Annotated in this window: 15 protein-coding genes; 6 read left to right on the plus strand and 9 right to left on the minus strand. The window is 44.2% G+C overall.

The window, feature by feature from the left end:
- Positions 1 to 26: 26 nt before the first annotated feature.
- Together murP and NDJ01_RS04550 are read left to right on the plus strand one after the other, a co-directional pair.
- The gene (gene murP / locus NDJ01_RS04545; protein WP_258586332.1) at positions 27 to 1,481 is read left to right on the plus strand and encodes a PTS N-acetylmuramic acid transporter subunit IIBC; all 1,455 of its coding nucleotides are present in this window, start codon (positions 27 to 29) and stop codon (positions 1,479 to 1,481) included.
- Positions 1,482 to 1,629: 148 nt separating this feature from the next.
- Positions 1,630 to 2,685 carry a porin gene (locus NDJ01_RS04550; RefSeq protein ID WP_258586333.1) on the plus strand — a complete coding sequence of 352 codons (1,056 nt, stop codon included), beginning with the start codon at positions 1,630 to 1,632 and terminating at the stop codon, positions 2,683 to 2,685.
- Between the two features lie 208 nt (positions 2,686 to 2,893).
- Here NDJ01_RS04550 and NDJ01_RS04555 read toward each other — a convergent pair whose 3' ends face one another.
- A complete protein-coding gene (locus tag NDJ01_RS04555; protein ID WP_258586334.1) occupies positions 2,894 to 3,805 on the minus strand; it encodes a LysR family transcriptional regulator in 912 nt (303 codons plus the stop codon).
- Between the two features lie 88 nt (positions 3,806 to 3,893).
- Between NDJ01_RS04555 and catC the strand changes: the two genes are divergently transcribed.
- A complete protein-coding gene (gene catC, locus NDJ01_RS04560; protein WP_258586335.1) occupies positions 3,894 to 4,553 on the plus strand; it encodes a type C chloramphenicol O-acetyltransferase in 660 nt (219 codons plus the stop codon).
- A 55-nt stretch (positions 4,554 to 4,608) separates the two neighbouring features.
- On the opposite strand, the gene NDJ01_RS04565 is transcribed toward catC, so the two are convergent.
- The 4 genes from NDJ01_RS04565 to NDJ01_RS04580 all read right to left on the minus strand — a co-directional run bounded on the left by NDJ01_RS04565 (position 4,609) and on the right by NDJ01_RS04580 (position 10,872).
- The gene (locus tag NDJ01_RS04565) at positions 4,609 to 6,288 is read right to left on the minus strand and encodes a DUF342 domain-containing protein (protein ID WP_258586336.1); all 1,680 of its coding nucleotides are present in this window, start codon (positions 6,286 to 6,288) and stop codon (positions 4,609 to 4,611) included.
- 251 nt (positions 6,289 to 6,539) lie between these two features.
- A complete protein-coding gene (locus NDJ01_RS04570; RefSeq protein WP_258586337.1) occupies positions 6,540 to 8,567 on the minus strand; it encodes a tRNA(Met) cytidine acetyltransferase TmcA in 2,028 nt (675 codons plus the stop codon).
- Positions 8,568 to 8,672: 105 nt separating this feature from the next.
- Positions 8,673 to 9,647 (minus strand): ParB/RepB/Spo0J family partition protein, encoded by a 975-nt coding sequence (locus NDJ01_RS04575; RefSeq protein ID WP_006740903.1) that lies wholly within the window; start codon positions 9,645 to 9,647, stop codon positions 8,673 to 8,675.
- Positions 9,648 to 9,654: 7 nt separating this feature from the next.
- Positions 9,655 to 10,872, minus strand: coding sequence for an AAA family ATPase (locus NDJ01_RS04580; protein ID WP_005374503.1), 1,218 nt, complete (start codon positions 10,870 to 10,872; stop codon positions 9,655 to 9,657).
- A gap of 1,020 nt (positions 10,873 to 11,892) precedes the next feature.
- Between NDJ01_RS04580 and NDJ01_RS04585 the strand changes: the two genes are divergently transcribed.
- Positions 11,893 to 13,863: a replication initiator protein RctB domain-containing protein gene (locus tag NDJ01_RS04585; protein WP_005392102.1), complete on the plus strand. Its 1,971-nt coding sequence runs from the start codon at positions 11,893 to 11,895 to the stop codon at positions 13,861 to 13,863.
- 289 nt (positions 13,864 to 14,152) lie between these two features.
- On the opposite strand, the gene NDJ01_RS04590 is transcribed toward NDJ01_RS04585, so the two are convergent.
- Genes NDJ01_RS04590 through NDJ01_RS04600 form a run of 3 tightly spaced genes read right to left on the minus strand, consistent with a single transcriptional unit; the run spans position 14,153 to position 16,439 of the window.
- Positions 14,153 to 14,620: a transcriptional regulator gene (locus NDJ01_RS04590; protein ID WP_104973212.1), complete on the minus strand. Its 468-nt coding sequence runs from the start codon at positions 14,618 to 14,620 to the stop codon at positions 14,153 to 14,155.
- Entirely contained in the window at positions 14,620 to 15,552 is a 933-nt protein-coding gene (locus tag NDJ01_RS04595; protein WP_145472458.1) for an ATP-binding cassette domain-containing protein, read from the minus strand. Before NDJ01_RS04595 ends, NDJ01_RS04590 begins: the two co-directional genes overlap by 1 nt.
- 2 nt (positions 15,553 to 15,554) lie before the next feature.
- A complete protein-coding gene (locus tag NDJ01_RS04600; RefSeq protein WP_258586338.1) occupies positions 15,555 to 16,439 on the minus strand; it encodes an ABC transporter ATP-binding protein in 885 nt (294 codons plus the stop codon).
- Between the two features lie 361 nt (positions 16,440 to 16,800).
- On the opposite strand from NDJ01_RS04600, the gene NDJ01_RS04605 reads away from it, so the two are divergent.
- Together NDJ01_RS04605 and ribA are read left to right on the plus strand one after the other, a co-directional pair.
- Positions 16,801 to 16,998: a PA3496 family putative envelope integrity protein gene (locus NDJ01_RS04605; protein ID WP_005392088.1), complete on the plus strand. Its 198-nt coding sequence runs from the start codon at positions 16,801 to 16,803 to the stop codon at positions 16,996 to 16,998.
- 281 nt (positions 16,999 to 17,279) lie between these two features.
- Positions 17,280 to 18,341, plus strand: coding sequence for a GTP cyclohydrolase II (gene ribA / locus NDJ01_RS04610; protein ID WP_258586339.1), 1,062 nt, complete (start codon positions 17,280 to 17,282; stop codon positions 18,339 to 18,341).
- A 72-nt stretch (positions 18,342 to 18,413) separates the two neighbouring features.
- Here ribA and NDJ01_RS04615 read toward each other — a convergent pair whose 3' ends face one another.
- Complete coding sequence (locus NDJ01_RS04615) at positions 18,414 to 19,169, minus strand: ABC transporter substrate-binding protein (RefSeq protein ID WP_047009717.1); 756 nt, start codon at positions 19,167 to 19,169, stop codon at positions 18,414 to 18,416.
- Between the last annotated feature and the right edge of the window lie 12 nt (positions 19,170 to 19,181).

Genomic DNA, 19,181 nt, shown 5'->3' on the forward strand with positions numbered 1-19,181 from the left:
AATCCGAGTTCTGAAGGATAGACCCTATGGCAAAAATAACTTCAAACACAGTATCGCAGTTGCTGTCCGCAGTGGGTGGCAGCAGCAACGTAAGCAAATGTGGTAACTGTATGACGCGTTTGCGTTTATCGCTCGCCAACAATGGTTTGGCTGATCAGTCTGTTATCAAGCAAATTCCCGGCGTAATGGGTGTGGTGGAAAGCGATGAGCAATTTCAGATCATTCTCGGTCCCGGAAAAGCTCAACAAGCGGCAGAGATGATGAATCAATTGATCGACAGCTTAACTTCTGGTTACAGTGAAGAACCAGATATGCCGCAACAAGATCTTTCTGCCGTCGCGGCCGAGCAGAAAAAACAGATGAAGAGTAAGCAAACCAGTGCGGTTCAGCGTTTTTTAAGCAAGTTTGCTACCATCTTTACGCCGTTGATCCCTGGCTTTATTGCCGCTGGTTTGTTGCTAGGTTTTGCGACGTTATTGGAACAGATGTTTGTTCTCGACCAGACACCAAGCCAGTTTATGTTGGATTTGATCGCCTACATGAAAGTCTTTGGTAAGGGTCTGTTTGCTTTCCTAAGTATTCTGATTGGTTACAACGCGCAGCAAGCGTTTGGCGGCTCTGGTGTTAATGGTGCCATTCTCGCCTCTTTGTTTGTGCTGGGTTACAACCCAGAGGCTACATCCGGTATTTACTCTGGCATGAACGAGTTTTTCGGCTTTGCGATTGATCCGCGCGGCAACATTATCGGCGTACTTTTGGCGGCGATCATCGGTGCGCAAGTCGAGCGTAAGGTTCGTCAATACATGCCAGATGATCTGGACATGATCTTAACGTCCGTTATCACTCTGTTGATCATGGGTGCGGTAACCTTCTTGATCATCATGCCAATCGGCGGCGAGCTGTTTAAAGGGATGTCTTGGTTGTTCCTCAACTTGAACGATAACCCATTAGGCGCTGCAATCTTGGCAGGTTTGTTCTTAATTTCTGTGGTATTTGGCATCCACCAGGGTTTTGTTCCAGTGTACTTCGCATTGATGGAAGCACAGGGCTTTAACTCGCTATTCCCTATCCTAGCGATGGCTGGTGGCGGTCAGGTTGGCGCGTCAATGGCGCTGTATTTCAAAGCCAAAAAAGACGCTCTACTGCGCACTCAAGTTAAAGGCGCTATTATTCCGGGTCTTCTAGGCATTGGCGAACCATTGATTTACGGCGTGACATTACCACGCGTAAAACCATTCGTTACCGCTTGTATTGGTGGTACTGCGGGCGGCTTCTTTATCGGTTTAGTTTCTTACCTTGGCTTACCAGTTGGTCTTAATACGGTATTTGGCCCGTCCGGTATCGTGGCGATTCCTCTCATGACATCTGAAAATGGTATCTTCCCGGGCATGATGGTGTTTGTTGCCGGCCTGCTTATCTCTTACATCGTCGGCTTCCTCGCGACTTACTTCTTTGGCTGCAAAGACGTCGATTTAAGCTAAATCATTCTTCCCCTATAGGAATGGACTAGCTCGCGCCCTTGGCAAACAAGGGCGCACCCTCTCTCTACTTCACGACAATTTTTCTTATTCCGTTACTCGGAAGGGGCTTTGTCGTACCTAAAACAATAGAAATGAAAGGTCGTTAATCATGAAAAAGCACATTTTGACTCTACTTCTCCCTACATTGATGGCATCAAACGCAATGGCAGCGCAGCTGTATCAAGCGGAAGATGGGTCAGTTTTAAATATTTACTCTCGTCTTGGTTTCAATGTCACCAGTAAAAATGACGAGCACGGCGATGCAAATGGCGAGTTTGATGGCCGTATTGGTTTAAACGGTTCACAAACCATCAACGAGTACGCGTCGATCATCGGCCAAGCGCAATACCAAGTGGGTGCAGCTGAATACGCAAACCAAGTAAACGACAAACCGTCTCTGACCGCGCGTTATGTATGGGCGGGGATTGATGCGAAAGATTATGGTCGCATTACAGGTGGTCGCGTGGCATCTGGATTGATTATGTTTACCGACATTGGTGATGTGTTCGCCTCTTCCGATGTTTCTATGGCGCGCCAAGCGAATAAAGTCGACAAAACCGCGACGCAAGTTTTCCGTCAAGATGGCACGCTACAATACCAAAACAGCCTAGGCAATTTCGATTTTTCTGTCGCGTACATTTTAGGAAACAACACTTCTGAGCTCGACTACGGTTACAACACTGCACTGCGTTATACGCTAGACATGGGAAATTTGGGCACCTTGGCACCAGTGCTAGCGATGCAGAAAAATAAAGGTGATGCACGTGAAAGCAACGACACCGAATACACATTCTGGGGCGCAGGTACGCGTTACTACTTAGGTGATTTAATGTTGGGTGCGTTGTACTCGGAAGATGAACTAGAGGGCTATTACTCACAAACCAGTACCGACAAAGTGATGGAACTGACGGCGGTTTACAGTGTAAATGACAAATGGGCACTGCGTGCTGGTTATCGTTCTTTAGAAAACAGTGATGGTGACGAGCTAGAGCTGAAAGATACAACGCTAGAAGTGCAATACAAACTGACGCCTCGTTCTTCTATCTACACAAACTACGTTGATCGTAACGGCTCGCGTGGCTACAGCAATGGACAAGAAGTCTCGTTTGGCGGTGCGCACGCAGACGAAAGCTACTACCACTTAGGTCTGCGTTACGAGCTGTAAGCACGATATTTAATGTCAGTTAGCTGAATCCATGAGCTTCTTCTATGTCCGGTCAGTAGTTATTGCCTTTAATGCTGATTTGAAGAAGCTCACCCTCGTAATATGTTTTCTTCGTTACCTGTTTTGACCAACACGCCTGCATCAGGGAAGCTGGTGACAGTGTTTTCGCATTCCTTTGCTTCCTCTTTTGTTGCTAAGTTTATTGTCGCTATTCGCCGACAGAATATATGTTCCTAAAGTGATCAATGAACGCTCGCGTTCTTCTTGGTAAGTGCTCACGTTTTGGGTAAAGCAGATAAAGCGGCAAAATCGCATCCGTTTGCCAATCTGGCAGCAAACTCACGAGTTGTTCTTTTTGTGCAGGTTCGAGTTCGGCCAGCGCAAATTCATCTAACATGGCAACACCACAACCAGCCAAAGTAGCATCCAACATGGACCGGACAAGATTAAAACTCAGCGTACTTTCTAACCCAATACTGCACTGCTGCTGAGTTTGCTTATGCGTAAACGTCCATTTATCTAACACCAAGTCGCGACTTTTATAAAGGATGTGCTCTAAGTCACCAAGATTCTCTGGCGTACTTACATTTGGTTTATCAGCTAAATACGAGCGATGAGCGATCGGTTTACAGTGTAAAGTGCGTAGCTGATGGCCGACGTATCCCTCTGGAGGAGTCTCGGTAAAGTAGAATGCGATATCAAACCCAGCTTCAATCAAGTCGAGAGGTGTCTCTGTAAAGATCACTTCGACGCTCACTTGTGGATGTTGCAATCGAAACTCGATCAATGTTTGGCTGAGTAACGCGGCTCCGAAAGAAGCAGACGCCGCTATTCTCAATTTTCCCGATACGATCTCGTTTGCCATGACTTGCTCATTGATCTGCTCAGCGCCTTCGAGCAGTTGCTTTACCTGCTGATAAAACCGCAAACCATCGTAGGTCAAATTAAACTGGCGCGTAGTTCGCTGAATAAGCTGCACCGACAATATCTCTTCAAGCTGTTTAAGTTGCCGACTTACATGCGCATTCGAACAATTCAGGCGCTTTGCCGCGCCAGCAATACTTCGCTCCTCGCACAAAGCGACGTAAAGTGGTACGTAGCTGAGCCATTTTATTTCCATACAGTAATTCTGAATCTCTAAAATCAAACTACTGGAAATAATAGAAAGCATCTAAACTCTGTACAACCTAAATTTGAAAGGATGAGTTATGAGTGTTTTCGACACGTGGTTAAAAGGTCAAGTCATTAAAGATCACATCACAAATCCCAATATCATCGTTGGCGATTACAGCTATTACTCGGGCTTCTATCATCAAAAAAGCTTCGAAGAGCAAGCCGTACGCTACTTGTTGGGTGACCCCGTCACACTTCAAGAATGGCAAAGTAGAGAACCCGGTAGCATCGACAAATTAATCATTGGCAAGTTTTGTTCCATCGCTTCTGGAGCCACCTTTATGATGGCAGGAAATCAAGGTCATCGCATTGACTGGATTTCGACATTCCCCTTCTCTCCTGAAGAATTTGGAGAAGGCGTGCAAGACGGCTTCGAGCGTGCCGGAGACACGGTGGTGGGGAACGATGTTTGGATTGGCAGCGAGGCGATGATCATGCCCGGAGTAAACATCGGCGATGGAGCCGTCATCGGAGCACGCGCCGTAGTGACGAAAGACGTGCAACCTTATTCGGTGGTGGTTGGAAACAACCAAGTCGTACGTCAACGATTTAGCGATAAAGAGATTGAAACTCTACTCAATATCCAATGGTGGAACTGGCCAATAGAACACATTAAACAAGCAATGAAAGTAATGTGTAGCAGCCAAGTTGGTGCGCTTGCGGACTACTATCAAGAGCACATTGTCGATTTGTAGATAAAAAAAGCCCACACATCTTGTTGCGACGTGTGGGCTCAGTGAGTAAGAAAGCTTAAACCGCAGCGACGTCCTCTTCTTCCAAGTTCGCCGAGACTTTAATTTCGTATTGATTGAAACGGAACGAACAACCGCCATGAGTGCGCTTTGTCGTTACTTGTTCGTCGCCAAACTGCACCGTCACGCGAGTGAAGACACGCTCTTTGGCTTCGACAATATTTTCTTCTAACGCGACTTCAAAGTCATGTTCCGTTTGTTCTAGCTTTTGCTTTATCGCTTCAAGCTGCTCGTTGTTTTGTGTTTTCATCACATCAATCTGAGCTTGTTCTTCGTCGGTACGTTCGGCTTTAGGACGTTTCTTAAATTCGAGCTCTTTGCGAATCACATCCATCGTGCCTTCTTGAGCGCGTTTGTATTGATCTTTTAGCTCTGCTAATCGCTCCTTAAATGCAGAATAGCGCGCGAACGCTTCTACCTTAGTGGCGGTGTCGCCTTCTACGCCCAATTGCAAGCACACCACTTTGTCACCGACTTTTGCATCTCCGCCGCTGAGCGTGCCGTTCCTACCGTTCGCATCCAGCACCGTCAGATTGCGCCCACAAACAATATCGTTATTCATGCTGTGCACCGCCAATTCAATATCTTCTCCGGCTTGCAAATCACAATATTGGGCGTAGCTTGCGCGAATCGAACCTTTGGCTTTGACGTGACAACTCTTTGGCTGGCCATCACTCACGGTGTGGCCAATGATCCCTTTACCAACTTGAATGTCGTCTTGCGCTTGTACGTCAGCCGATTCAATGAAGCCGCCTACAGTAATAGAGCCCGTAGCTTTAACAATCATTCCGGATTCAATGTTGCCACCGATAATCACATTCCCTTTAAATTTCACGTGACCTGTATTCACGCCAACGCTATTGAGGCAAAGTGCGTTATCAACTTCAATGGTTTTGTCTTTAATCAGAGGCGTACCGGATACCGATGCAATCAATAGGTTTGGGTCGCGCTTGCTTATCTCGGTGCCCTTGCCTAGCTTCATTGGGCTGTCTTTTCCAGCTTGTGGAGGAATCACTCGCCCTTGAACAGTAAAACCTGGCGTACCTTTGGTCGCAGGCGTGCGGCGCATCACCTCATCGCCTACGTCAACCGCGATAGTTTCACCGAGGTTACGTAAATCAATTTTGTCGCTAGCAGATTGGCCGTCTTTGGGTTTGAGGATGCGTTTGGTGATGTCTTTAACGAGAGGAGTAAAAAGAGCGTCTTTGCCTTTGATAGGTTGCTTACCAACCGCTACAGGTTGAGAAAAAGTTTCGCCTGGTTTGAGCTGAGTGCTGACAACCAACACTTTCTTCAAAGCCAGTTTGTTGATGCCTTTCGAAACTCGCGCTTGAGCAAGGGCTTGAACAATCTCGGGGCCACGTAAACCTCGGCCTCCGTACGCGCCGACAACGTTCATACTGGCGAGCATGTCATTATTCGATAATTCAACCTCAACTTGCGCGTTGCGTTTTTCCGCAATGACGATGCCTTCGTAGGCCTCGGCTTTACGTTCTTTGGCGCAGTTAATGAATCTCACGACTTCCCCCTCAACAACAAACATCTTTTCAGCGTTCATTGCGACGAGCTGCTCGTTTAATTCATTTTGATTTAGCTCACCACCGAGGTCCACTTCTCCCGGAAGACGGGCTATCACCTTGGTCTTATCTTCAGATAACTCAAGACACAGCTTCCACATACCCTTACCAATTTGCTTCCCATCAACACTTTCAGTCTACCCAAATCCGTTTTCTGAACAAACCTCGCATTTCTTATTATAGGGCTCACGTCACTAAAGAAAGTAATCCATCAATAACGGTTAAACAGATATTAAGAAAGCATTTCGATTTAACCTAAAGCTCAATCAAAATACACGCTGAAATAAAAAGGAGCTGGATTTACAGTGTAAAATCAGCTCCTAATAATTTCATTTACAGTGTAAATTTCCCTTTAGTGTTTACAGTGTAAATCGTTCCAAATGTGTCTTACTTCGTCCCTTAACTGCTGCTCAACTTGCCTTCTTCCAGGTAAACCAAATTGCAGAGCGCATTCAGTCCAACTACGGTTAAGAAAAAGCTTACTGATCATCAAGTCGGAAGCGGAGTTCAAACCTAAGTTAAGTAACCACTGCTGAAGCCAAGCAGACACGGACTCATAACTGTTACCACCATCAGCATAGCATTCAATTAGTAATAACTTAGCGGGATGAAGTGGACTCATTCCCAAAGGTTGCAGTAATAGAGCCCGAAAAATAGAGGCTTCTAATTTTGGATAGACGTCAGCCACATTGTTAGACAACATTTCTTCAAATAGCGCCTGAGATTGGTCGACCCAAGCCGTCTGTTGGGAATCACAAGGTTTGACCATCAAGACTGAATAACAACCGCTAGCAGCATCGCGCATTGACCCTAAACGAATTGCACGGAAGTTCGATTGTAGCCAGAAATGGACCAACTCTTCCGTCGCACCGAAACTCGTGGATAAGTAAGCAATGTGTTTAGCCGCCATTTGATCAAGTTGCTGCAGCATTTTTTGACCGATGCCTCTTCCTTGCAATTCCGGATGAACAGCAATTCTCATGACTCGCAGCGTCGATAGATTCGCGACATTCGGAAATCCTAGGTGGTTTGCAATCGTAACTGGGGCTAAGTGTCCTTTAGGACGACGCTTACCAAGCTGAATTTCTTCAACCAATTCGGCGTCAAGCCCACCCTCTTCGACCGCTAATATTACCCCCACAACCACATTATCTTGCTTAGCAAAATAGAGCTGACTGTTGTCGTCTTGCAAAAGGTGAATCAAATCATTCGGCGAGGTCTGATAATGAGCATTCACCAAAAGAGCAAAGCCCTCGCGCAGCAAACTAGGCTGCGATATCAAATCGTCCTTATCGGCTTTAGAAAGGGAAATTGAGTCGACCTGGTTAAGTTGATGGTGCGTTAACTCCGCATCCAACAAAAACGCGTCATAGAGCCATGATTCGAGCGCATCATTCATGCTCCAGCGGATGGGCTGTGTCATGTGCCATGTTTTCATCCCCGAACGCTGTTTCTGAAGCCAATCAACAAATTTAATCGTAAAGCCCCGGCCACAACCTTCATAACCGTGAATAGTCGTAGAAAAAACGAGTCGATGATAATGTTCGGTAATGCTTTTGAGCATAGGAACTGGAATTGCAGCCGCTTCATCGACAAGTAACAAATCACATTCAGGTCGGCTCGATAGAAGTTCGTCAGGAGCAATGAATTGAATGGCTCCCTGCCCTGATTCTAATCTGTCCTTCCTAATACGCTGCGCATTAGGAAGTAACCGCAAAGCATGTTGGTAAACAGGCTCAATAGCTTTTATAGATGGTGCCGTAATTAAGATTCTAAGTGGCTTCTGCTGTAATAAGTTCGCACACGCAATGCCGAGGGCACTTGTTTTTCCGCGCCCACGATCAGCGGTCAAAATTAATGGTCGCTTTCGATGTCCTGTCACCACCTTTTCAATTAGAGAAATGGCATGTTCTTGTTCCGTGTAGTGGCTTTCTTTTTCTGCTTGCTTGATGTCTGGAGCCGTTGGCAATGGTTTGTCTTGCTCAATAACAACGAGCTTCTCCCATTGTTTGTGCATCCATTGCTGAGCAAAGTTCGCAGTTTGTCGCGGCTCAGTAATGATAATAAGAAGGCCACCGCCAACCAATGTGCCAAGCGCGGCGGTAAAGCTATTTGCGTCAAAACCATTTCGAGCGTCAAACAATAGAACGTCACACTCTCTGCCTAACAACATGTGCCCTTGTTTAGGCGAAACACTGTATGCGTTTTCCAAACCAAAATCGCCGACACAAAACCAACGTTGATACATCTGTGTTTTATGGAACTCTGACACCAATGCATCTTGCCAAGAAGACTCGCCTTGAATGACGATGCCGAATCTTTGGAAAGATTGGTGAGCTTGTTGTTGAAGTGATGAAAGGAAATCAGATTGTGTCTGCATTTTGTCTATCCAACGTTGAACTGACGCAATGGTATCACATCTTTAATTTGACGCTTCTCAGATATAAAAAAACCGCCCGGGGGCGGTTGATTCAATCATCTTTTGTTATTGCAGCTTGTTTTGCACAAAGGCAAGAATCTCTTCCATCAAGCTGTCGTCAACTTTCTTCAAGTTCAACGCCAGACTGCTACCTTTTCGGCTGTAGCTTGCTCGACCTTTTACTAAGTCGACTTTTTCGGTCTTCTTGCCAGGTTTTGCTGGTGCAAGCTCAGCAATCCAGTTTTCGATGCTTTCCGTGACTTCTTTTGTCAGACGAGCAACGCCTTGAGCTGTGCTTCGCTGCCATAAAAAGCCTTCGCTAGAGCGACACTTATCTAACAGCTCTTGCTGCTGCTCTGGCGTCAACGTTGAAAACTGTTTGTGCAGTTTCACAATAGTTGGACGACCAAGATCGCCGACATTGGGATACGCTTGAAGCAGTTCTAACGGTAATGCCGCCGCTTTTAAAGCGCCACTTACTAAAGCTTCACTGCACTGGAACATTTTCGCCAATGCTTTCTGATCTTCAGCTTCACCACTATCTAGTTTAGCCTGCATCTCTTTACCTTTTTCGTACAAAGAGAGCGGCTTGTGAGCATTTGCCACATCAGACAAAAACTTTGCATGGTCAGTATTGATGTTGTCAGCAACATAAACCAAAAAATCTTGCTCCGCGAGGATACAAGACATGCGACGACGGCTACCATCTAAAACTTCAATCTTGCCATCTTTAGTTCTACGACCCACCGCTGGATATTGTTGGCCACGCTCTTTGAGTGTGACTAAAACATCAGATAAAGCATGCTCGTTTAAGAACGATTGCTCACGAGCGTTATCAACAAACACCGTTGTTTCTGTCGCGACTTTCTCTGCAGGAATACGAACAAGTTCAAACTGAACAATGTTTTCACCTGCGACAGCTAGCTCAATCGTTTGAGCTTTTTCTTTTGCCGCGGTTTGCGCCTCTTGTGGAGTCACAACACGACGTTTATTCGTTTTGCCAAATAATTTCGCGTTTAATTCAGACGTTTTCAAAGCCATTTACTTATTACCCCTGATTCAATGACGGCCAATTAGAATGCAGCACACGCTCTAATTCCAGTGCGCTTTTATGAACAGCATCTTGTGCGGTGGCTAGCGTCTTCTTACCGCCTTCAAAATCGCTTACTGTCAGATCAAATACTGTGCTGTAGGTATCGGCACAGGTTTCAAACGCACGGCTACGAGGGATAGTAGCCATCATAACTTGGTCACCTAGAAGATAGTTCATTTCAGTTAAAACAGAAACTTGCTTCTTATTGTCGTCCTCAAACATGGTTGGCATCAAGCGAACAAACTCAAGACCATTCCAGTCTTCCGGAAACATTTCATATACCGTAGGCAAATGCTGGAAGAAGTTTACTGTTGAAGCCCAGTCCAGACGCTTAGCCGCACAAGGGATTAACAACGCATTTGATGCATACATCGCATTCCATACTAGTGGGTCAACGTGTGGGCCGGTATCAATCATGATGATATCGAAGTCATCAGCAATTTTATCAATCAGTTGCTCTTTTAGCAGACGGACGATATCGAGTGATGGATCTTCAGATAGCGTTTGCCATGCTTCAGCATTAAACATTGCGTCTTCTGGAAACGCTGAAATCGACTTTAAGTTCGGGTATTGCGTTGGCAGCAATACGTTTTTACGCAAAAATTCACTGTCAATTTCTACACCATCAGGCACGTTACCCAACATAATGTCTACAGCAGAATAGATATTGTCATGCTCTGCCATGCTGATTTGTGGGTTGAGGAATAAACGTAGCGAGCCTTGTGGGTCTAAGTCGATTAAACAAATACGGTAGCGTTTATCCAAATTTAGCGCTAAACATGCCGCTAAATGGACCGCTGTCATTGATTTACCTGTACCACCCTTCTGGTTCTGCACGTTAATAATCCAAGGTTTGTTACCTGAATTCTTCTTACGCTCATGAAATTTAGGCACTTCAGCCGCATCCATAAGCATATGTGCTTCTTCTAACGTAATTGAATAATGATTCGCGTTATTTTTAGTAAATTGATGGCCAGCCGCTTCCATCTTACCAATCGCGTCATCGAGCTTACGACGAGTTAAACCTGAACGGGTTTCCATCATCGCCTTAGACATTGGTGGGAAATAGTTATCGCTTCGCTCTTCTAAAACAATTTCAATACGGTCAGCTTGAACCTGCTGAGTCAGCTCCGCCAACTCAAGAAGGTTTTCAATCGTTTTTTCTCTTTTCATGCCAAATTCCGTTGGAAGGATTTATGCTTGCAATTGTACAGCAGTAAAGACCAAAAACAACAAAAAGGTGCACAAACATTTTGAATAACCATCACATAAAAAAACACTCAAATCGACGCTTTTATGATTTATGGTAAAAAACATAACTATTTTTAATTAAATAATCTTCGAATAAATGGACACCTTAAACTTAAAAATAAAAGTGTTACAGCGTCACCCATTTACAATGTAAATCAATTTTCTACCGGAACGATTATATTCTTAAGCTAAATTACGGATTATGTTAGGCCAACCTAATTTAAACAAAAAATAGAAAGCAATCTTTCAACATGAACGCTAATAACAACCTTGATCATGTATCCGAGCCAAAAAGGGCAGTTCAAGTGATGTTCCTATGGAAGTATGATCAAGGTATACTTATGATCATGCTTCCATGATAAAACATAAATACGAAAGCATGATCATGCTTCCCAAGAATAGTCCGAAACTAGGTTTTACTGCGGAATAAGAGCTACTTGGATGTATTTTCATCACATGCGTAATTTATCATCAGTATTGTCTCCAGAACGATAGCTATCTCAGCTCTTGATCATCGATCCGAGTATCAATAACATCGACAATGCTCAATAAAATCCTCATTAAGATCATTATTAAACACAGCATCTGTGGATAACCTGTAAAAACATCATGATCATCGTTTCAAGACTCTTTTGATCATCTTTTCATAAACTTAATGATCATGCTTACGAGTAAATATGATCATGCTTTCAGGCTATTGTTGATCATAGTTTCAGAATTAGCATGATCATAGTTCCGACATGCATGAAAATAATCACTTTATAGAACATGTACTTAGCGGAAAAACGACAGCCAGATCATTAGATCATATAATCAATTAAGATCAGATTAATCAAAAAGATCAGTTATTTAAAAAACAATCTTTTTTCTTTATTTATGATCTGTTTTTCTTTATTCTTCGGAACCATAGCACAACTACGGCTAGTGTGATCTGGATCTAAAATGACGGCTGATGAAAAAATTCTGATTAAAGCACCTAGAAGCCATAAGGATGGCCATCTTTTTGAGGTACATGAGTCCTCTGCAGATTGGGTAGAGCAGTACCAACATTTCAAAGGGGTGACCAAAAGCATCTTAGAGTTGCTTAATCTGATCTCATTGCGAGGTTTCAGCAGCAAAGATGGATTGGTTTCAACCACAGAGATTGTGGAAGCGACGGACGGACAACTCACTCGTGCAGCTCTGCAACAACGCTTACGTGCAGCAGTAAACATTGGTTTGTTTACTCAAACTCCAGTGCGGTTTGAAGAAGGACTTGCTGGTAAGACGATGTTACATAAGTTTGTTAATCCTAATCAGCTTATTTCAGTGTTGGGTGCAACAAGTCTTGTTACAGACAAAGTACGCCAAAACGAAAAGCAAAAACGTTCAAAAGCATTGGCTCAAACCCAAGTCAACAAGCGTTTGTTGAATGAACATGGGTTGAATACCCCTCCAACGATGAAAGATGAAGCCGATCAATTTGTCGTGTCTCCAACGAATTGGGCTGGGATCATTGACCAAGCACTTGCACCACCAAGAACTCGAAAAAGTTATCAGAAATCCATGGTGTCGATCTCTGGTACCAAAGCGGTTATTGAAACGCGATCATCCAAAAATATCATGACCGTGGATGATCTGATGACCTTGTTTGCTCTGTTCACATTGACCGTGCAATACCATGATCATCACAAAGATCAGTATCAACTCGATGCAGCACACGTGCCGAACAAGACGCCGTTATACATTACTGATATTTTGTCGCTTCGAGGCAAAAAAGACAGTGGTCCAGCACGTGATTCTATTCGCGACAGTATTGATCGTATTGAGTTTACCGATTTCCAGCTGCATGAACTTACTGGTCGTTGGCTAAGTGAAAACATGCCAGAAGGATTCAAAAGTGATCGTTTTCGTTTTCTTGCTCGAACCATCACTGCGTCTGAAGAAGCGCCTGTAGAGGGAAGCGATGGTGAAATTCGTATCAAGCCAAACTTGTACATTTTGGTTTGGGAGCCTTCGTTTTATGAAGAACTATTAACGCGTGATTATTTCTTCTTGTTCCCACCAGAGATCTTGAAGCAACATACTTTGGTATTCCAACTGTATTCTTTCTTCCGTAGCCGCATGGTGCGTCGTCATACTGACTGCATGCTGCTGAGTGAATTAAACCAGAAGCTGGCACGTAACATCGAATGGCGACGATTCTCGATGGATTTGATCCGAGAGCTGAAGCGTTTATCGGATGGTAAGGGAACGGATGAGCTGTTTGTCGTGAATTTGTGGGGTTATCACCTGACGATCGAAACTATGATCGAGAATGACAAAGTGATGGACTACCAGATCGATATTAAATGCGATGTGGAAGAAGTCTTACGTTATTCACGTGCGCGAACAACCAACGCAGGAAAGCGTAACATGGCGCCTACGCTGCCAAACCCACTTCGTAATGAGATGGTTACCCGACAACAGCTTGAAGAGCTCTCAGGCATCATAGACGGCGAATTTGAGCCTATCCAACGCAAAGCGCCATCTCCAAGAGGGAATTTAGGCCGCCGCGTGAAGCAAAGAAAACACCTGGTAGAGATCAATGCAGACGAGATCACCATTACTTTATCTAAATATACCTCACCAGAGGCTCTAGAACGCAGTATAACGGCTTTATCTGCGATGACAGGGCACTCATATGCCTCAATCAAAGAAGAGTGTTCTGATTACATAGAGAAGCTTGATTGGCTAAGGGTAGGGGATGAGCCAATTCCTTATGAGACATTAAGCAAAACCGTCGAGCTGTTTAACACTCAAAATGATATTAAGCATCTTACCATTGAGCGCTTGATTGCTGGATTAGCGGTACGTCGGAAGGTGTGCCGTCAAATCTTCGATGGCCACATGGATGAAATGGTATTCCGCGCTCTGGATGAAATGGCGATTTAAAAGCGTTGCTTGATACACATCAAGCAATAGGCGTGGCGTATTGATTTGAAATGTAACAATGTCTTTCGATGATAAAAAACAGACTTAACTCTAACAAATCACTGACATTAGGAGCCAAGCCTGAGACTACTATTTATCACGAATAGACAACCTTTTGTCCTTTCTGATGATTAATAGATTGGCTCATATTGTTACATTCATTCTGAATAGACTTCGCGAGTTTCTCCTCAGGAAACTCGCTTTTTTTTACCTCAAATTCCTCAAAGTAAGCCTTGATCATTTTTCCAGATTAATGAGATAAACCTTGATCATGCTTCTTGGCTTCATTCCAGTGTAAAGAACGCATCAAAGCAACATGCGACTCGATCAAGTTATGTGCTTGTTGTTGCCACTCATTTTGATCGCATTGCTGATTACAAAACTCTAACGCTAAAACGGTAAGGTGCTGAAGTCGCTTTAAACACCAATCTTTGATCAGAATATCGGTCGATACCTGACATGCCGCTTGCTCGAGCTTTGCGCTCGTGTAAAGCAAGGTTTGATACGCTTTTTGAGGATCTCGGTACCTAGCATGTTGAAACACACGTAAACAACCGTCTAGCCAGCAAGCAATCGCTTTGCTTTGAACTTCGTTCAGTTCTGGGCCAAACACGCCGTCGGGCGCTTGATATAAGATCGTTTCCAGTTTTTCAACTTGATCATGCTTCCGATGTTCATACCACATGGCGATCTGATCTTGCCAAGTCCTCAATTCCATTACGCAGCCTCAGTCCATTGTTTTACATAGTGATTGGGTCCTATTTGATCAAATTCGTCGACAATAATGCTGCTACGACTACGAATTTCATCGGCATCTATCGAATAGTTTGGCTCACTTTTCACTAAGTTACCAAAAGGAAGATCTGGATCTGGAACGGCTGAAATCAATAGTTTGGTGTACGGGTGCTGCGGATTCTTCAGTATTGAGTGTGTATCACCCCATTCAACGATTTGCCCTTTGTACATCACAGCTGTTTCTTCCGCGATGTAGTGTGCGGTCGCCAAATCATGAGTGATGTACAAAAAGCCGATTCCTAGCTCTTGCTTCATGCGCTGCATTAGATTAAGTACCCCGAGGCGAATGGAGACATCCAGCATCGATGTTGGCTCATCCGCAAGAATGATTTGCGAGCCGACGGCGAGAGCACGTGCTAAGTTTACTCGCTGACGTTGTCCACCACTAAGCTCGTGAGGAAACTTATTTAATGTCTCTTCAGGTAGTTCCACCAGCTTTAAAAGCGCTTCCAAGCGGGCAGGAATGTCACGCTCGCTTTTGATTTGCTTATGAATCTTTAAAGGGCGTGTTAGATGATGGCGAATGGTATGAGTTGGATTGAGTGAACCAAACGGATCTTGAAACACCATTTGTACTTTACTGCGATACTCTTGGAGCGCTGAACGTGACGTAATCTCATTGATATTAGTGTCATTGAAAAGGATCTCGCCTTCTGTTGCCGGATAGACTTTAGTGATCAAGCGAGCACACGTACTTTTACCGCAGCCTGATTCTCCAACCAAAGCCAGCGTTTTTCCTGCATACAGATCAAAGCTCACGCCTTGGAGCGCACGGAAGGTTTCCTCTTTCGCTAAACCACCGCCTACTCTGAACTCTTTAATCACGTTTTTCATTTGGATGATAGGCTGATTCATGATTACGCTCCTGGTTGCTCTGGTTGCTCTGGTTGCTCTGGTTGCTCTGGTTGCTCTGGTTGTTTGTGGACGTCGTGGATGTTTGGGAAAGAAGCCCATAGCTTTTGTGTGTAGGGATGTTGAGGATTATTGCGAATTTCGTATGCCTGATTGACTTCGACGATTTCTCCATGCCGCATGATGGCAATGCGATCACACAATTGGCTCATCAGCGCCAAGTCGTGCGTAATAAAGAGTACTGAGAAGCCAAATTCATCTCTAAGCTGATAGATTTGTTGTAAAATCTCCCTTTGTACCACCACATCTAAAGCGGTTGTGGGCTCATCCATAATGATCAGCTTAGGGTTCAAAGACAAAGCAATAGCAATCACCAAGCGCTGACGCATTCCACCTGAAAATTGGTGAGGGTATTCCGTTAACCGTTCTCGCGGAATATTGACCAAGTCCAATAGTTTTTCTGCTCGATCTTTCGCTTGAGCGTTGGTGAGTCCTTGGTGATGACGCAATACATCTGCGAATTGCTCTTGGATCGTTAAGACAGGGTTGAGTGAGTTCATCGCGCTTTGAAACACCATGGCGATTTCACTCCACCTCAGAGCGGTTAGCTCAGAATCAGAGAGGCTAAGCATGTCTTTGCCATCAAATAATATTTTACCGCCAGAAATGAACGCTGGCGGCTTATGGAGACGATTGATCGAGAATGCGATCGTGCTTTTGCCACATCCCGATTCACCAGCAAGTCCAAATACTTCTCCTTTGCCGATATCGAAGCTGACGGATTTTACCGCATTGAAATCACCATTATCGGTGATGTAATCGACGCATAAATCTCGGATCTGGATGACCGGATTATTGTGGTATGCATGATTTAAGTTAATACCATCCATATAAACACCTTACTAATGTAAAAGATAATTATTATCATTATCAGGTGTGATGGTTTTTAGAAAGTGGCAAGCGGTGAATCAGTGAAGTGACTCGAAAGTTAGGCGAAATAAAAAGTGGTATCCGGCGTTGTTAATGAAGTCAAGGAAGACGAGAATTGAGAGCTGGATCAGCACACTTTTGTTAGGGGGAATTATTCAAATCTAATCGTAAATTTGCCCCTTGGCAAAACTTAAATGATGGATCTATTAAGGAGTTAACGAAAGGGCGGGAGGGGTCACATTTCCCTACAGTTTTTCTTACCACCTCGTTCCTGTTTTGCTATAGATTACGCATCGAAAACATGGTGTGTTCGGAGGAAATATGTCCATTAATTCTATCGACCATGACGAGATGACCAACATCGCTCACAAATGGGAATTACCTGATGAAGAAGCCGTTGTGAAGCCTGAGAAAACAGTGAAATCAGCAGAAGCCAGAAGACGCATTGAAGCGCTACGTGAAATCCGTGAAAGTGGATTGACCATTGAAGAAGCAAGGGAGCTTGGCTTGATACACTGATTGCTCTAGTTTGGTATAGCAATCCATAGGGTAGTCGTCGGACTGCCCTTTTTATTTTTCGCTCCATTTTAGCCATTGCGTCTTACCACAACATCTCACATCTCTTTATTTTTCTTATCCAAACGTTCTAATTCACCTCTATTTCACCTAAAAAGTTCTAGATCCAAACTCATTTTCATCTGTGTAGAAGTTTGACAATCTTACCTAGCGTTACTAAAAGATATATAAATAGCGATATGCTTTTTGTTGATTATCGCGACCACAAAGCAAGGAGCGCGAGTATGGTTGACCAAATCCTTTTTTATGAGCCCGATGAGCCCCACGGTTTTCTTTCCAATTTTTGCCATGCCCCAGTCAATATATCCTCCCAAACTTGGCCCACCAGCGAACATTATTATCAAGCCCAAAAGTTCCTCGATGCGCAGTTACAAAGCAAAATTCAACACGCGAGCACTCCCGATGAAGCATTCGCCTTAAGCCGAAAATACGAACATTTCGTCAGAAGTGACTGGGAGGATATGAAGTTGGCCGTTATGGCTTTCATCGTTAGAGAAAAGTTTCTGCAAAATCCACCTTTAGCGCAGCAGTTAATGAGAACGGGTAACGCTTGTCTTACAGAGCATTCTCACAAAGATGCCTTTTGGGGGGATGGGGGAGACGGTAAAGGAGAAAATCATTTAGGAGAAATTCTGATGAACGTTCGGGCTGAGCTGAGACATGTCGAGCCCTACAATCTCGTGAAGTTCATCGATAAAGCCAAATTGCCGACCCAATGGGGCACATTTATGATGTATGGCTTCGTTGAAACTGCCACGAACAAAGAGCATCTTGCCCTCGTGTATGGAGAGCCTGAAAGCAGCGCTGCACCGCTTATTCGGTTGCATTCGGAGTGCCTTACTGGCGATGCCTTGTTTAGTACGCGTTGCGACTGTGGTTTTCAGCTCAACAGGGCGCTACAAAATATTGTCGAAGAGGGATGTGGTGTACTGCTTTATTTGCGTCAAGAAGGACGTGGTATTGGCTTGATTAACAAAATTCGAGCTTATCACCTCCAGGACGATGGCGCCGATACTGTAGAAGCCAATGAACGTTTGGGCTTTGCTGCCGATATGCGTGATTACGCGTTCTGTAAAGGGATGTTAGAGCATTTGGGCATTGATGCGGTGCGACTAATGACGAACAACCCACGTAAGCTGACTGCGTTAAAAGCGGTTGATATCAACGTCATTGAGCGTGTGCCCTTGCAAGAAGGTAATAATCCGAGCAATCAACACTACTTGCAAACTAAGGCGAGTAAATTAGGGCACATGTTTGATCCTAAGTTTGTCAATCACACCAAGTAAAGCATCATCTATGTCATCAATAGATGAAAACGCCATCGATACTATCGTTGGCGTTTTCATTCGTTAGGCCATTTATTGATATCTTTGAATGATCTCATCAATTTCGCCCGATGTTTTTAACTCAACCAAACGTGTATTGATGTAGTCCTGAGTTTCTGGCTGCATTTGGGGCGAAAAGGCCAAATAGATTGAGTAGTCGGGGATAACTGAACTGAAAGGTTGGATCTGAAAATCCTCAAGTGGCAAATTGAGGCGTTTTAAGTTGTACATAACGCGCGATTCCATTTCGACGAAGGCTGTATCTCCTGGTGTTCGGGTTACTACTCGATATGCAGCCTCATAATCTTTCACTCGCATTTCATTCACACTACCATCCTCAAAGAATGGGATTAAATTCGGATAATCAAAACCGAGTAGCAATACGATAGATCGGCCATGCATGGTGTCCATATTCTTGAACTCTAACGGTTTCTCACTACTAGAGACCAATACATGTTTTACAGTGTAAATGGGCTCTTCAGACAAATTTTCTGATTGCACCTTGCCCCAATTTGGGCTGCCGTAAGTTAGCCAGTTTGGTTCGCCACCTTCTTCTAATATGGAAATCATTCGTTTAAACGGATAAGTGTGATAATTCACCTGATAATCCGATTCAGCGAAAATGGCACTGACTATGTCAGTCACAATCCCGGAATGCATTTGCCCCTGTTGTTCTATTTGAAATGGCCTTGCTTGGTCGGCGATAACGTAATAGTTCACTTCAGCGGCAGTAGCATAAGTTCCTATCGCAATAAAACTAAAAGCCAATCTAAGTAGAAGTCTTTTCATCGTATCCTCGAT

This window comes from Vibrio sp. HS-50-1 (assembly GCF_024747315.1).
Classification (GTDB): domain Bacteria; phylum Pseudomonadota; class Gammaproteobacteria; order Enterobacterales; family Vibrionaceae; genus Vibrio; species Vibrio diabolicus.

Excerpts from the sequence above, each read along its gene's own strand:
- murP (WP_258586332.1), top strand. The coding sequence starts at position 27 with ATGGCAAAAATAACTTCAAACACAGTATCGCAGTTGCTGTCCGCAGTG.
- NDJ01_RS04550 (WP_258586333.1), top strand. The coding sequence starts at position 1,630 with ATGAAAAAGCACATTTTGACTCTACTTCTCCCTACATTGATGGCATCA.
- NDJ01_RS04555 (WP_258586334.1), bottom strand. The coding sequence starts at position 3,805 with ATGGAAATAAAATGGCTCAGCTACGTACCACTTTACGTCGCTTTGTGC.
- catC (WP_258586335.1), top strand. The coding sequence starts at position 3,894 with ATGAGTGTTTTCGACACGTGGTTAAAAGGTCAAGTCATTAAAGATCAC.
- NDJ01_RS04565 (WP_258586336.1), bottom strand. The coding sequence starts at position 6,288 with ATGTGGAAGCTGTGTCTTGAGTTATCTGAAGATAAGACCAAGGTGATA.
- NDJ01_RS04570 (WP_258586337.1), bottom strand. The coding sequence starts at position 8,567 with ATGCAGACACAATCTGATTTCCTTTCATCACTTCAACAACAAGCTCAC.
- NDJ01_RS04575 (WP_006740903.1), bottom strand. The coding sequence starts at position 9,647 with ATGGCTTTGAAAACGTCTGAATTAAACGCGAAATTATTTGGCAAAACG.
- NDJ01_RS04580 (WP_005374503.1), bottom strand. The coding sequence starts at position 10,872 with ATGAAAAGAGAAAAAACGATTGAAAACCTTCTTGAGTTGGCGGAGCTG.
- NDJ01_RS04585 (WP_005392102.1), top strand. The coding sequence starts at position 11,893 with ATGACGGCTGATGAAAAAATTCTGATTAAAGCACCTAGAAGCCATAAG.
- NDJ01_RS04590 (WP_104973212.1), bottom strand. The coding sequence starts at position 14,620 with ATGGAATTGAGGACTTGGCAAGATCAGATCGCCATGTGGTATGAACAT.
- NDJ01_RS04595 (WP_145472458.1), bottom strand. The coding sequence starts at position 15,552 with ATGAATCAGCCTATCATCCAAATGAAAAACGTGATTAAAGAGTTCAGA.
- NDJ01_RS04600 (WP_258586338.1), bottom strand. The coding sequence starts at position 16,439 with ATGGATGGTATTAACTTAAATCATGCATACCACAATAATCCGGTCATC.
- NDJ01_RS04605 (WP_005392088.1), top strand. The coding sequence starts at position 16,801 with ATGTCCATTAATTCTATCGACCATGACGAGATGACCAACATCGCTCAC.
- ribA (WP_258586339.1), top strand. The coding sequence starts at position 17,280 with ATGGTTGACCAAATCCTTTTTTATGAGCCCGATGAGCCCCACGGTTTT.
- NDJ01_RS04615 (WP_047009717.1), bottom strand. The coding sequence starts at position 19,169 with ATGAAAAGACTTCTACTTAGATTGGCTTTTAGTTTTATTGCGATAGGA.